13 protein-coding genes and 1 other RNA gene are annotated in these 12,378 nt (G+C 74.7%); 7 read left to right on the forward strand and 7 right to left on the reverse strand.

All coding sequences use genetic code 11. The annotated features are described in order from the left end of the window. Positions 1–100: 100 nt before the first annotated feature. An RNA gene (gene rnpB, locus ACFXA3_RS19330) (RNase P RNA component class A) lies at positions 101–501 on the reverse strand. Between the two features lie 77 nt (positions 502–578). Here rnpB and ACFXA3_RS19335 point away from each other — a divergent pair. Continuing rightward, a complete protein-coding gene (locus tag ACFXA3_RS19335) occupies positions 579–1,313 on the forward strand; it encodes a MerR family transcriptional regulator (RefSeq protein WP_385188253.1) in 735 nt (244 codons plus the stop codon). Then, positions 1,310–1,978, forward strand: a complete 669-nt coding sequence (locus ACFXA3_RS19340) for a hypothetical protein (protein ID WP_385188255.1) — start codon at positions 1,310–1,312, stop codon at positions 1,976–1,978. The genes ACFXA3_RS19335 and ACFXA3_RS19340 overlap by 4 nt, the downstream gene beginning before the upstream one ends. 9 nt (positions 1,979–1,987) lie before the next feature. Here the strand turns inward: ACFXA3_RS19340 and ACFXA3_RS19345 are convergent, their stop codons facing one another. Together ACFXA3_RS19345 and ACFXA3_RS19350 are read right to left on the reverse strand one after the other, a co-directional pair. Continuing rightward, on the reverse strand, positions 1,988–2,254 hold the full coding sequence (locus ACFXA3_RS19345) for a hypothetical protein (RefSeq protein ID WP_385188256.1): 267 nt from the start codon (positions 2,252–2,254) through the stop codon (positions 1,988–1,990). Positions 2,255–2,406: 152 nt separating this feature from the next. After that, positions 2,407–3,849: an RNB domain-containing ribonuclease gene (locus tag ACFXA3_RS19350; RefSeq protein WP_385188258.1), complete on the reverse strand. Its 1,443-nt coding sequence runs from the start codon at positions 3,847–3,849 to the stop codon at positions 2,407–2,409. Positions 3,850–3,951: 102 nt separating this feature from the next. Here ACFXA3_RS19350 and yaaA point away from each other — a divergent pair, with 102 nt between their 5' ends. Continuing rightward, on the forward strand, positions 3,952–4,752 hold the full coding sequence (yaaA, locus tag ACFXA3_RS19355) for a peroxide stress protein YaaA (protein WP_385188260.1): 801 nt from the start codon (positions 3,952–3,954) through the stop codon (positions 4,750–4,752). An 87-nt stretch (positions 4,753–4,839) separates the two neighbouring features. On the opposite strand, the gene ACFXA3_RS19360 is transcribed toward yaaA, so the two are convergent. Together ACFXA3_RS19360 and ACFXA3_RS19365 are read right to left on the reverse strand one after the other, a co-directional pair. Then, complete coding sequence (locus ACFXA3_RS19360) at positions 4,840–5,586, reverse strand: bifunctional DNA primase/polymerase (protein ID WP_385188261.1); 747 nt, start codon at positions 5,584–5,586, stop codon at positions 4,840–4,842. Positions 5,587–5,770: 184 nt separating this feature from the next. Then, on the reverse strand, positions 5,771–6,400 hold the full coding sequence (locus ACFXA3_RS19365; protein WP_385188262.1) for a TetR/AcrR family transcriptional regulator: 630 nt from the start codon (positions 6,398–6,400) through the stop codon (positions 5,771–5,773). Positions 6,401–6,531: 131 nt separating this feature from the next. On the opposite strand from ACFXA3_RS19365, the gene ddaH reads away from it, so the two are divergent. After that, positions 6,532–7,341: a dimethylargininase gene (gene ddaH, locus ACFXA3_RS19370; RefSeq protein ID WP_385188263.1), complete on the forward strand. Its 810-nt coding sequence runs from the start codon at positions 6,532–6,534 to the stop codon at positions 7,339–7,341. Positions 7,342–7,355: 14 nt separating this feature from the next. Here ddaH and ACFXA3_RS19375 read toward each other — a convergent pair whose 3' ends face one another. Together ACFXA3_RS19375 and ACFXA3_RS19380 are read right to left on the reverse strand one after the other, a co-directional pair. Further along, complete coding sequence (locus ACFXA3_RS19375; RefSeq protein ID WP_385188265.1) at positions 7,356–8,357, reverse strand: small ribosomal subunit Rsm22 family protein; 1,002 nt, start codon at positions 8,355–8,357, stop codon at positions 7,356–7,358. Positions 8,358–8,448: 91 nt separating this feature from the next. After that, complete coding sequence (locus ACFXA3_RS19380; RefSeq protein ID WP_385188267.1) at positions 8,449–9,825, reverse strand: Bcr/CflA family efflux MFS transporter; 1,377 nt, start codon at positions 9,823–9,825, stop codon at positions 8,449–8,451. A 108-nt stretch (positions 9,826–9,933) separates the two neighbouring features. Between ACFXA3_RS19380 and ACFXA3_RS19385 the strand changes: the two genes are divergently transcribed. From ACFXA3_RS19385 to ACFXA3_RS19395, 3 genes are all read left to right on the forward strand, one after another. After that, positions 9,934–10,695 (forward strand): SDR family oxidoreductase, encoded by a 762-nt coding sequence (locus tag ACFXA3_RS19385; protein WP_385188269.1) that lies wholly within the window; start codon positions 9,934–9,936, stop codon positions 10,693–10,695. Positions 10,696–10,828: 133 nt separating this feature from the next. Then, entirely contained in the window at positions 10,829–11,686 is an 858-nt protein-coding gene (locus ACFXA3_RS19390; protein ID WP_385188271.1) for a PhzF family phenazine biosynthesis protein, read from the forward strand. Between the two features lie 28 nt (positions 11,687–11,714). Continuing rightward, positions 11,715–12,275 carry a GNAT family N-acetyltransferase gene (locus ACFXA3_RS19395; RefSeq protein WP_385188273.1) on the forward strand — a complete coding sequence of 187 codons (561 nt, stop codon included), beginning with the start codon at positions 11,715–11,717 and terminating at the stop codon, positions 12,273–12,275. Positions 12,276–12,378 lie beyond the last annotated feature (103 nt).

Consider the following 12,378-nt stretch of genomic DNA (forward strand, 5'->3'; position numbering starts at 1 on the left):
ACTCCCCCCCCCCCCCCCTGCCCCCCCCCCGCGGGCCCGCGCCCGCCCCCCCTGGCCCCCCCCCACTTCGGGGCCGGCCCCCTCCGGCTTCGTCGAGTGCAGAACAACCGGAGCTGTACGCCGGGTTCTGTCGCCCGGTGACCTCGCGGTCGCCGGGGAGACGGCCATCCATCTAGGACCGGCGTTGCCGCCGGCCTCGTGCGGTCTACCCGCGAACTCGGGCGGGCAGCCCTCGAGCGTTCGCGCAGACCCGTCCGGGGACGGATCCTCTTGACCTTGCTCCGGGTGGGGTTTACCTAGCCGCCTGGGTCACCCCAGGCGCTGGTGGTCTCTTACACCACCGTTTCACCCTTACCGAGGGCCGAAGCCCCGGCGGTCTGTTTTCTGTGGCACTGTCCCGCGGGTCACCCCGGGTGGCCGTTAGCCACCACCCTGCCCTGTGGAGCCCGGACGTTCCTCGGCGGGATCCGGGGATCCCGACGCGGCCGCCCGCTCCGGTTGTTCTGCGAGTGACCATGCTACCCGCGCCGCGCACCACGCTTGACCTTGACGCAGCGGCAGGGTTTCTACTGGGCTGCATGCGGATCGGAGAGATCGCCGTGCTGGTCGGGGTCACCACCCGGGCCATCCGGCACTACCACCATGTCGGGCTGCTCCCGGAGCCGGAGCGGCGACCCAACGGCTACCGCGCCTACAGCGTGCGCGACGCCGTCCTGCTGGCCCGGGTGCGGCGGCTCACCGAGCTGGGGCTGAGCCTCGACGAGGTGCGCGACGTCCTCGCGGACGACGCCGGGCGCGAGCTGGCCGGCGTACTGGAGGAACTCGACGCCGACCTGGCGCGGCAGCAGGCCGAGCTCGCCGAGCGCCGGCGCCGGCTCGCCGTGCTGCTCGCCGCGCCGCCCGGGGAGGTCGAACCGGTCTCGCCGGCCCTCGCCGCGCTGTTCGCCAAGGCGCCGACGACCACCTCGCCGAGCGCCGCGATGGACCGCGAGCACCTGACGCTGCTCGACGCGACCGGCGCCGGCGGCACCGAACTCTACGAGGCGATGGGGGCGCTGGCCGCCGACCCGGCAGTCCTCGCCCTGTACGAGCGGCTCGACGAGCTCGCCGACGCCCCCGCCGACGACCCGCGGATCCCGGCGCTCGCCGCCGCGATGGTGGCGGCCGTGCCCGACGACGTCTTCGACGCGGTCCCGGCGGACGGCCCCGTCGCCCCGGGCTTCGCGCAGGCGCTGCTCGCCGCGTACCCGCCCGCCCAGGCGGAGGTCGTACGCCGGGTCATGGAGGCCTTCGCGCGCAAGGGGCGCCGGTGAACCGGGTCCGGGCGGCCCGGCGGGAGGCGGTGCGGGCCGTCGTGCCCGAGCCGGTGCGCCGGCTGCTGCTGCACGAGCTGCGCGCCGCCGCCTCGCTGGGCCGGTGGGCACTGCGCCGGCCCGCGCACGGGGTGGGCCCGGGCGAACACGCCGCCGGGTACACCGGACCGCAGACGGCCATGATGTACGGGCTGCTGTTCGTGGCGCTGGCCGAGACCGCCGGACTGGCCGTCCTGATCCCCTGGCCGGCCGTGCACCGCGTGGTGCTGGTCCTCGACGCGTACACGGTGCTGATGGTCCTGGGCCTGCACGCCGCCTGCGTGACCCGGCCGCACGTCGTCGGCCGGGACGGCTCCCTGCGCATCCGCTACGGCGCCCTGTTCGACCTCACCGTCCCGCCGGACGCGGTGGCCTCGGCGCGCGTGGACCGGCGCTACCCCGAAGGCCGGCTCGTCACCCTCTCCGAGGACGGGGTGCTCGACCTGATCGTGGGCAGCCAGACCACCGTGACCCTGGAGCTGACCCGGCCACTGGCCTTCACCCGGCCGCTCGGCTCCCGGGCCGAGGCCCGCACCCTGCGCTTCCACGCCGACGACCCCCGCGCGCTGGTGGCAGCGCTGCGCCGCTCCGGCGCGGCGACGCCGGGGCCCGTGCCGCCGCCGTGAGGCGGCCGGTCACGCCGGAGGGTTGGCCGCCATCCGGCAGGCGCCGTTCGCGGCGCCGCCCGCCACTCCGGCTCCCGTCAGGGCGCTCGCACAGCCCTGCAGGTCGCCGTGCACACCCCGGGTGCACGCCGAGGTGACGGCCTCGGAGACGGTGACGCCGGACTGCGCGACCAGCTTCGTGCAGGCCGGGATGTCCGCGTGGGCGGCGAAGGACCCGCCGCCGAGTGCGAGGGTCAGGCCGGTGAGGACACCGGCGATACGGACCGACGTGCGCATGGGAGGCACCTGCTCTCCGGGCGGTCGGGGACTCGCGGATCCGGTCACGCGCGGATCCGTTCGGGGCGCCGGACGACGGCCCCTCTCCCTTCGACGCTAGGACGGCCCGCCGCCGCCCGCACCCCGGCGGGCGCCACGGCGTCGGGCGCCGCTCAGGCAGGGGCGAAGAGGATCTTCGCCCGGCCCGGGTCGGCCTGCGTCAGCCGGACCCGGATCCGGTCCCCGAGCGGCAGCCGCGCGGAGCGCGACTCGACCCGGCCGACCACCGCGGGCTCCTCCAGGTGGACCGTGCCCACCAGCGGCTCGTGGTCCTTCACGTCGATCACGGTCGCCTCGAAGGTCTCGCCGACGTGGTCCTTCAGCAGGGCCGCCTCGACGAGGTCCACGGACTCCCGCTCGGCCGTGTTGGCCAGCCTGCTGCCCGCCGCCATCCGCTCCGGGAGCGCCTCCAGCGCGTCCAGTGCCCACCGCGGCGGCTCGGATCCGGCCACCGCCGCCACGCACAGCTCGCCGGCGTACCGGTCGACGAGCCGGCGCAGGGGTGCGGTGCAGTGCGCGTACGGGGCCGCCACCGCGGCGTGCAGCACCGGGTCCGGGGTCGCGCCGCCGGTGAAGACCGTGTATCCGGCGCCGCGCAGCAGGGCCGTGCACTCCTGGAGGAACGCCGCGTGGGCCGGGAGGTGGGGGTCGAGGGTGCGGACGAGTTCGGCGTACGGCATGTGGTGCGGCCAGTCGATCCGCAGGGCGGTGGCGGTGCGCCGGAGCCGGCCGACCGCCCCGTCGGGGGCGTGGGGGAGGGTGCGCAGGATGCCGGCGCCGGCGGCGAGCATCAGGTCGGCGGCGGCCATGCCGGTCATCAGGGAGATCTGGGCGTTCCAGCCGTCCGCGGGCAGAGGGGCCCGGTAGGCGAGGGTGTACGAGCCGTTCTGCGCGACGATCTCCTGCTCGGGCACGTTGAGGGAGACGCCGCCGCGCTCCTGCTCCAGGGTTTCGCGGAGCCGGCCGATGTCCCGCAGGAGGGCCTGGGACTCGTCGGCGGTGCCGGAGTCGATGGCCCGCTGGAGCCCGTCGTAGTCGAGCTTGGCCCGGCTGCGGACCAGGGCCCGGCGGACCTCGGTGGTCTCCACCCGGCCGGCGGAGTCCAGGTCGAACCGCCACAGCAGCGCCGGGCGGGTCAGGCCGGGCAGCAGGCTGGCCGCGCCCTCCGAAAGGACGGCCGGATGCAGGGGGACCCTGCCGTCGGGGAAGTAGAGGGTGGTGACGCGGCGGTGTGCCTCGGCGTCCAGGGCGCCGCCGGGGGTGACGAAGGCGGCGACGTCGGCGATGGCGTAGTGCACGCGGTAGCCGCCGCCCGGCCGTTTCGCCAGGTGCATGGCCTGGTCGAGGTCGCGGGAGTCCGGCGGGTCGACGGTGAACAGGGGGAGGTCGGTGGCGTCCAGGTCCGGGAGCCGCGGGCTGCGGGCCGCCTCCTCGGCCTCGGCGAGCACCGGCGCCGGAAACTCCCCGGGCACCTCCAGGCGGGTCCGCAGTTCACGCAGCGCGGCCCGCAGGGCAGCCCCGTCTGCGCCGGTCATGTGCATATGACGGCGTGGCATGGGTCGAGCGTATTGCGGGTGGCGGCCGGGGGCGCGGTGAGAGCCTTACCCTGGCTCGGGGGCCGCACCCCCTGCGCCGTGTCGTACCGAAGGAGAACCACCGTGCTCGTGCTGCTGCCGCCGTCCGAGGGAAAGGCCGCCGGCGGCTCCGGCGCGCCCCTGGAGCCGCAGACGCTGTCGCTGCCGGGACTGGCCGGGGCGCGGGCTGCCGTGCTGGAGGAACTGGTCGAGCTGTGCGCGGGGGACGAGGACAAGGCCCGTGAGGTGCTCGGGCTGAGCGAGGGGCTGCGCGGCGAGGTGGCGAAGAACGCCGGGCTGCGGTCCGCGCCGGCCCGGCCGGCGGGGGAGACCTACACCGGCGTGCTGTACGACGCGCTGGGCCTGGCGGACCTCCCGGCGGAGGCGCGGGCGCGGGCGGAGCGGTCGCTGCTGGTGTTCTCGGGCCTGTGGGGCGCGGTCCGGGTGACGGACCGGATCCCCTCGTACCGCTGCTCGATGGGGGTGAAGCTGCCGGGGCTGGGTGCGCTGGGGGCGTACTGGCGGGAGCCGATGGCGGAGGTGATGCCGGATGCGGCGGGGGACGGGCTGGTGCTGGACCTGCGGTCGTCGGCGTACGCCTCGGCGTGGAAGCCCAAGGGCGAGGTCGCGGGGCGGACGGCGACGGTGCGGGTGCTGCACGCGCAGGTCGTGGACGGGGTGGAGAAGCGGTCGGTGGTGAGCCACTTCAACAAGGCGACGAAGGGGCGGCTGGTCCGGGACCTGCTGGTGGCGGGCGTGGCGCCGGCGACCCCCGGCGATCTGGTGGTGGCGCTGCGCGACCTGGGCTACACCGTCGAGGCACAGGCCCCGGCGAAGCCGGCGAAGGCCTGGTCCCTGGACGTGGTGGTCACCCAGATCCACTGACGGCCGCGGCGCGAACGCCGGCGGGACTGTTCTCCAGCCCCGCCGGCGGGTGAGGCGCAGGTCCGGTGCGCAGCCCCGGGAGCCCGGTCAGCGGCTCAGGGGCCAGGCCGCCGTGGGGGATTCGGTGGCCGCCACCGCGTACGAGGCGCAGGCGTCCGTCAGGGTTTCGAGGAGGGTGAGAGGGTCCGGCAGGGGGTGTTCCATGCCGCGGATCCACGTCACCGCGAGGTCACCCGGGAGGGCCGCCGGCGGCACCAGCACGTAGCTGCCGCGGCAGTGCCACCGCAGACCCGGGTGCTCGTCCATCGTCTCCGGGTGGCAGTCCAGCTCGCACGGCCACCACTCGTCCTCGTCCTCGGGGGTTCCGCGGGTCGCCGTGAAGAAGAGCATCCGGGCCTGGTCGCCCGTTCCGCCCGATGCGGCGACGGGGCCGACCTCGACGCCCGCCGCCAGCAGGCGGGCCAGCGCGCTCTCCCCGGCTTCGAGGGGGACGTCCAGTACGTCGTGGACCATGCCGGTCGCGGTGATGAAGTTCGCCTGCGGCTGGTTGCGCGCCCAGCGTTCGATCTGCGCGCGGTCGGTCGTCGACTGCGTCTGCCAGGCGAAGGAGAGGGGGTGGCGCGCGGGGGTGGGACAGCCGATCCGCTCGCACGAGCACCGGTAGCCGGCGGGGTGGGCGGCGGGGGCGAGCGGCAGGCCGGCGGCGGCCACGGCCAGCAGGAGGTCCTCGCGTGTGCGCTCGGGGTCTTCGGGGGAGGGTTTGGGCCGCCGACGCAGCCACTGGGAAATCCTGCTCTGCTCGCCGCGTTTGACGCGGCCGGACTCAGACCCCATCTATCCCCTCACCTCACCGTTTTCCCCGGCAGACCCTCACATGGTCCCACCATCCTGCGGTCCGGGTGACCGCACTCCCCAACCGGGGGTGGGGAAGCGGTGCACGGAGCGTACGGAGGGGGAGGCGGAATACCGTCACATACCGCTGAAATTCGGCCAATTGTCCCCGTCCGGCCGGCGCCCGTCAGACGTCGGTGACCTTCGCCACCCCGCCCAGCACCCGGTCCACCAGCGCGTCCGTGTACGCGTGCGTCAGCGGTGCCGTCCGCATCAGCCAGCGGTACGTCAGCGGCCCGACCAGCATCTCCACCGTCAGGCGCAGGTCCACGTCCGGATCGAGCTGCCCGGCCTCCCGGGCCGTCCGCAGCCGTGCCTCGTACAGGGCGAGCTGCGGCATCAGGAGCTGCTCGGTGAAGCGGGCGCTCAGCTCCGGGTCGGTGGCCCCGGCTGCGGTCAGGGCGCGGGTGGGGGCCTCGTACGTCGCGTCGTTGAACTGGTCGACCGTCGCCCGCAGCACCAGCTTGAGGTCCGCGGCGAGGTCCCCGGTGTCCGGGAAGCCGCCCCGGCCGGCCTCGTCCTCCGTCGCGCCGAAGAGCGCGAGCGAGGCGTCCAGCAGGACCGCGGCCTTCGACGGCCACCAGCGGTAGATCGTCTGCTTGCCGACGCCCGCACGGGCGGCGATGGCCTCGATCGTCAGCTTGTTGTAGCCGACCTCGCCGACCAGTGCGAGGGCCGCGTCGAAGATGGCCCGCCGGGAACGGTCGCTGCGGCGGGCGGGGTCGGGGGCTTTCCCGTCGGGGCTTCTGCTGCTCATTCGGACAAATTATCAACGGGAGATGTCTCGTCTTCGCGTCATTCCGTAAACCACCCGCTCGGTTCACTGCGCGGTTTCCCTTGAGGAGAGACGATTCTCTCGACATCTCCGTGAGTCGTGAGGAGCCTTCTTTGCGCAGAGACGCCACACCCCGGCGCTACCTGATGTGCGCACCCGCACACTTCAAGGTCACGTACTCCATCAACCCGTGGATGGATCCCACGAAACCGGTGGACCTGCCCCTCGCACTGGCCCAGTGGGAAGACCTCCGGGACCGCTACCGCTCGCTCGGCCACACCGTCGAGACGCTCGTACCGGACCCCGGGCTTCCCGACATGGTCTTCGCCGCGAACGGCGCCCTCGTCGTGGACGGCCGGGTGCTCGGCGCCCGGTTCGCCCACCCCGAACGCGCCGCCGAGGCCGAGATCCACCTCGACTGGTTCCGGTCCCACGGCTTCGCGGACCTCCACGAGCCGTCCCATGTCAACGAGGGCGAGGGCGATTTCGCCGTCACCGCCACCTACATCCTGGCCGGCCGGGGCTTCCGCTCCAGCCCGCTCTCGCACGACGAGGCCCAGGAGTTCTTCGGCAGGCCCGTCATCGGCCTCGACCTGGTGGACCCGCGCTACTACCACCTGGACACGGCGCTGTGCGTGCTCGACGGCGACGAGGTCATGTACTACCCGCCCGCCTTCTCGCCCGGCAGCCAGGCCGTGCTCCGCAGGCTGTTCCCGGACGCGCTGATCGCCGGCGACGAGGACGCGGCGGCCCTCGGCCTGAACGCGGTCTCGGACGGCCGGCACGTCCTGCTCCCGCAGGCGGCGACCGGACTGTTCGCACCGCTGCGGGACCGGGGCTTCGAACCGGTCCCGATGGACCTGGGCGAACTCCTCAAGGGCGGCGGCAGCGTGAAGTGCTGCACCCAGGAGCTGCGGATGTAGCGGCCGCGGGATCCCTACCGGGTGGCCGGCGGCCACTCCTGGCCCCAGTCGGCGTCCCGCGCCGACTTGTACAGGTCACCGTGGCGCTTGGTCACGGTGGCCCGGGTCAGGCCCTCGCCCTGCGGACCGCACAGCTCCAGCAGGACGAGCCCCTTCCGGATCTGCGGCTTCCGCGTGATCCGGGAGGGGACCGGCTCCACCGGGAAACGGGTCGCGGCCACGTAGCTGAACTTCTCGTCCTCGTACGGGAGGGAGCCGCCCTTGACCTTCCGGTGCAGGGAGGAGCGGCTGACCCGCGCCGAGAAGTGGCACCAGTCCTTTCCGACCTCGATCGGGCAGGTGCCGTCGTGCGGGCACGGTGCGGCGACCTTCAGCCCCGCGGCGATCAGCTGGTCGCGGGCCTCGCGGATGCGCAGGTACCCCTCGGGCGTGCCCGGCTCGATCAGCACCACCGCCTGCCCGGCGCGGGCCGCCTCGGCGACCACGGCCCGGCGGGCCTCCGGCGTCAGCTCGCCGAGGACGTACGACACCGTCACCAGGTCCGCCTCCGGGAGCACGAGCCCGGATCCGATCACGGCGCGCCGCCACTCGGCGGCGCGCAGCGCCTGCGAGCCGGAGGACGCCGCGAGCTCCTTGCCGAGCGCCAGCGCCGGCTCCGCCCAGTCCAGCACCGTGGTGCCGCGCGGGCCGTCCCAGGTCGCGTCCACCGCCCAGGTCGCCGCGCCCGTACCGCCGCCCACGTCGACGTGGGAGCCCGGGGACCACTGCGGGGCGGCCTCGGCCAGGGCGTCCAGGGCGGACCGCACGGCCTCGAAGGTGGCCGGCATCCGGTACGCCGCGTACGCCGCGACGTCGGAGCGGTCGCGCAGGACCGGCGCGTCGGTCGGGGTCCGGCCGCGGTAGTTGGCGATCAGCCGCTCGACGGCGGAGGCGGCCTGCTTCGGCGGGAGCCCGTCGAGCAGTCCGCCCAGCGCGGACCGGAGGGTTTCGGCGGAGGCGGGGACGGAGGCGTTCACCAGCGAAGTTTACGGCGCCCGGCGCCCCCCGGACGCCGCGCGCCCCCCGCCCGGCCCGCGCCGCCGCCGGCCCGCCCCGCCGCCGAGCCGGTCAGACCGCGGAGTCCCGGTTCTGCCACGGCCGGCACATCGCGGTGAAGCAGCCCACCGCCAGCAGCGAGCACACCAGCTGGACCACCGCCATCGGCACCGCCGTGCCCTCGCCCGCGATCCCGACCAGCGGTGAGGCGATCGCCCCGACCAGGAACGAGGAGGTGCCCAGCAGCGCCGAGGCCGACCCGGCCGCGTGCGGGGTCCGCATCAGCGCCAGCGCGTTGGTGTTCGGCAGGACCACGCCCATCGCCGACATCAGCACGAACAGCGCGGCCGCGATCGGGACCAGCCCGACCTCCCCGAACACCCCCGAGGACATCAGCAGCAGCGACACCGAGGCCGTGGTGATGACGGCGAGCCCGCCCGCCAGCACCTTGTCCAGGCGGACCCGGCCGACCAGCAGCTTGCCGTTGACCTGCCCGGCGGCGATCAGCCCGACCGAGTTGAGGCCGAACAGCAGGCTGAAGGCCTGCGGCGAGGCCCCGTAGATCTCCTGCACGACGAACGGCGAGGCGGAGATGTACGAGAAGAGCACGGCGAACGCGAAGCCGCCGGCCAGGGTGTACCCGGCGAAGACGCGGTCGGCGAGCAGCCCGCGCATGGTCCGCAGCGCGGAGCCCACCCCGCCGGTCTGGCGCCGCTCGGGCGGCAGGGTCTCGCCGAGGCTGCGCCACACGACGAGGGTGAGCACGGCGCCGACGCCGGTGAGGACGACGAACACCCCGCGCCAGTCGGCGAAGCGCAGGATCTGGCCGCCGATGAGCGGGGCGATGATCGGGGCGGCGCCCGAGATGAGCATCAGGGTGGAGAAGAACCGGGCCATCTCGACCCCGTCGTACAGATCGCGCACGACGGCCCGGGCGATGACGACCGCGGCCGATCCGGCCAGCCCCTGGAGCAGGCGGAAACCGATCAGGAGCTCGGCGGTCGGGGCGAGGGCGCAGATCGCGGTGGCGAGGACGTAGACGATCATGCCGAAGAGCAGGGGGCGGCGCCGGCCCCACTTGTCGCTCATCGGACCGATGACGACCTGACCCAGTGCCATGCCGGCGAGGCAGGCGGTGAGGGTGATCTGGATGGTGGCGGCCGGGCTGTTCAGGGCGTTGGTGACCTCCGGCAGGGCCGGCAGGTACATGTCCATGGACAGCGGGGGGAGGGCGCTGAGCCCGCCCAGTATGAAGGTGACGAGCAGTCCGGTACGGCGGGCGGACGTGGTCGCCGGCGCGGATGCGGTCTTCGGTGCGTCACCGGTCTTCGGCGCGGCACTGGTCTTCGGCACGGCACTGGTCTTCGGTGCGTCGGCGGTCTGCGGTGCGGAGGGCGTCTCGGGCGACGGCTCGTGCGAGGGGGCCGTCGCGGGGCCTCTCTCCGACATGCGGAACTCCAGTCTTTTCGTCGTCTTTTCACACCCCCGGCCGACCCATGCTCTCAGCTATCGGAACGTCCGTGGACCGGCGCGGCATGTGACGTACCCTGCGGCCCCATGAACGCAAGTGGGAAGAAGACCGCCCTCGTGACCGGTGCGGGTTCCGGCATCGGCCGCTCCGTCGCCCTGACCCTGGCCGCCGCCGGCTGGTCGGTGGCGGCGGCCGGCCGCCGGAGCGAACCCCTCCGGGAGACGGCGGAGGCGGCCGGGGCCGGCGCGGACGTGCTGTGCGTCCCGGCGGACGTGAGCGATCCGGACGACGTGGCCGCCCTGTTCGCCGCCGTGCGCGAGCAGTACGGGCGCCTCGACCTCCTCTTCAACAACGCCGGCACCTTCGGCCCGGGCGGGGTCCCGCTGGAGGACCTCACGTACGAGGCCTGGCGCCAGGTGGTGGACGTCAACCTGACCGGGTCCTTCCTGTGCGCGCAGGCGGCCTTCCGGCAGATGAAGGCGCAGGACCCGCAGGGCGGCCGGATCATCAACAACGGCTCGATCTCCGCGCACGTGCCCCGGCCGAACTCGGTCGCCTACACCGCGACCAAGCACGCGATGACGGGCCTGACGAAGTCGCTCTCGCTCGACGGGCGCCCGTACCGGATCGCCTGCGGGCAGATCGACATCGGCAACGCGGCCACCGAGATGACCGAGCGGATGCAGACCGGGATCCTCCAGGCGAACGGACGGCTGGCGGTGGAGCCGGTGATGGACGCCGCCGACGTGGCGCGCACGGTGCTGCACATGGCGGAGCTGCCGCTGGAGGCGAACGTGCAGTTCGCGACGGTGATGGCGACGGCGATGCCGTACATCGGGCGCGGCTGATCCCCGGCCGGTGCCGGACGGCTGCGGTGGGCGGCCGGAGCCCGGGGGACCGGCCCCGGGGCCGCGTCCGGAGCGCCGGGGAGCGTGCCGCAGGCGCGGGAATGCGGGCGGCGGGCGGGGAGTTGGGGTGATCATGACTGACGTGCTGCGTTACACCGCCTTCTCCGACGACCCGGCGGGCGGCAACCCCGCCGGGGTCGTGCTCGACGCGAGCGGCCTGGACGACTCCCGGATGCTGGAGATCGCCGCCGGACTGGGCTACAGCGAGACGGCCTTCCTGACGGCGCCGCCGGAGGGACTCGGCGGGGAGCCGGGACGGGCCTTCACGCTGCGGTTCTTCAGCCCGAAGGCGGAGGTCTCCTTCTGCGGGCACGCCACCGTGGCCACCGCGGTGGCGCTGGCGGAGCGGATCGGTCCGGGCGAGCTCGTGTTCGCCACCCCGGCCGGGACGGTGCCCGTCTCGGTCACCGCGACCGAGGAGGGCCTGCGGGCCGTCCTGACCAGCGTCGAGCCGCACGTCGAGGACGTCGACCCGGCCGACCTCGCCGAGGCACTGGCCGCGCTGGACTGGCCGGCCGCCGACCTGGACCCGGCCCTCCCGCCCAGGATCGCCTACGCCGGAGCCCGCCACCTGGTGCTCGGCGCCGGCACCCGGGCCCGGCTCGCGGACCTCGCGTACGACTTCCCCCGGCTGGAGGCGCTGATGCGGCGCCTGGACCTGACCACCGTCCAGCTGGTGCACCGGGCGGGCCCGGCGCTGTTCGACGTACGGGACCCGTTCCCGGTCGGCGGTGTCGTCGAGGACCCGGCGACCGGAGCCGCCGCGGCCGCCTTCGGGGCGTACGCGCGCGAGCTCGGCCTGGTCCCGGCGGACGCCGTGCTCACCCTGCGCCAGGGCGAGGACATGGGCCGGCCCGGAGTGCTGACGGTCGAACTGCGGGACGGCGACCCGCGGGTGCGGGTGGGCGGCAGCGGGGTCCGGATCGGATGAGCCACGGCCGGCCGGCGGAGGCCCGCGCGTGACGAGGGTGCTGACGTACGCGCAGGCCGGGCTTCCGGCCGCGCTCGCCGCGCAGGTCGCGGCCCTTCAGGCACAGGCCTGGCCGGGCGCCGGCGGCGGGCACGACCCGGCACTGGCACCCCGGGTGATGGTGCTCCTGGACGAGGACGGCTCGGTGGCCGCCTCCCTCGCCCTGCTGTTCAAGGAGATCCGGCACGCCGGGCGCACCCACCGCGCCGCCGGGCTCAGCGCGGTGGTGACCCGGGAGGGCGCGCGGGGCCGCGGGCACGGCGGGCGGCTGGTGGCGGCGGCCCGTGCGGCGCTGGCCGCCGATCCGGCCGTGGACCTCGTCCTGTTCAGCTGCGACCGTCCGCTCGTCCCCTTCTACGAGGCGGCCGGCTTCACCCGGCTGCCCGGGACCGTCCTGGTCGGGGGGACGCCGCAGGAGCCGCTGGCCACGGACGCTCCCGGCTTCGACAAGGAGGTCCTCGCCGATTTCCCCGGCCCGGACACCGGCGCCGGGGCGTTCACGGGCGTCCGGATCGCCCTGTACCCGGGACCCGTCGACCGGCTCTGGTGACCCGGACACGCGCTATGGGGCCCGCTTAAGTAGATCGCGGGCCCGTCGGCCGGGGGGCGTTTGCCGACCTTGCCGTGCGCTCCGCCGTTGCCGGGCCCCCCCG

Origin of the sequence: Streptomyces sp. NPDC059456 (assembly GCF_042750055.1) — a bacterium.
Taxonomy (GTDB): Bacteria; Actinomycetota; Actinomycetes; order Streptomycetales; family Streptomycetaceae; genus Streptomyces.

Coding starts and splice junctions, on each gene's coding strand:
- ACFXA3_RS19365 (WP_385188262.1), bottom strand. CDS start 6,400: ATGAGCAGCAGAAGCCCCGACGGGAAAGCCCCCGACCCCGCCCGCCGC.
- ACFXA3_RS19380 (WP_385188267.1), bottom strand. CDS start 9,825: ATGTCGGAGAGAGGCCCCGCGACGGCCCCCTCGCACGAGCCGTCGCCC.
- ACFXA3_RS19350 (WP_385188258.1), bottom strand. CDS start 3,849: ATGCCACGCCGTCATATGCACATGACCGGCGCAGACGGGGCTGCCCTG.
- ACFXA3_RS19390 (WP_385188271.1), top strand. CDS start 10,829: ATGACTGACGTGCTGCGTTACACCGCCTTCTCCGACGACCCGGCGGGC.
- ACFXA3_RS19335 (WP_385188253.1), top strand. CDS start 579: ATGCGGATCGGAGAGATCGCCGTGCTGGTCGGGGTCACCACCCGGGCC.
- ACFXA3_RS19360 (WP_385188261.1), bottom strand. CDS start 5,586: ATGGGGTCTGAGTCCGGCCGCGTCAAACGCGGCGAGCAGAGCAGGATT.
- ACFXA3_RS19345 (WP_385188256.1), bottom strand. CDS start 2,254: ATGCGCACGTCGGTCCGTATCGCCGGTGTCCTCACCGGCCTGACCCTC.
- ACFXA3_RS19385 (WP_385188269.1), top strand. CDS start 9,934: ATGAACGCAAGTGGGAAGAAGACCGCCCTCGTGACCGGTGCGGGTTCC.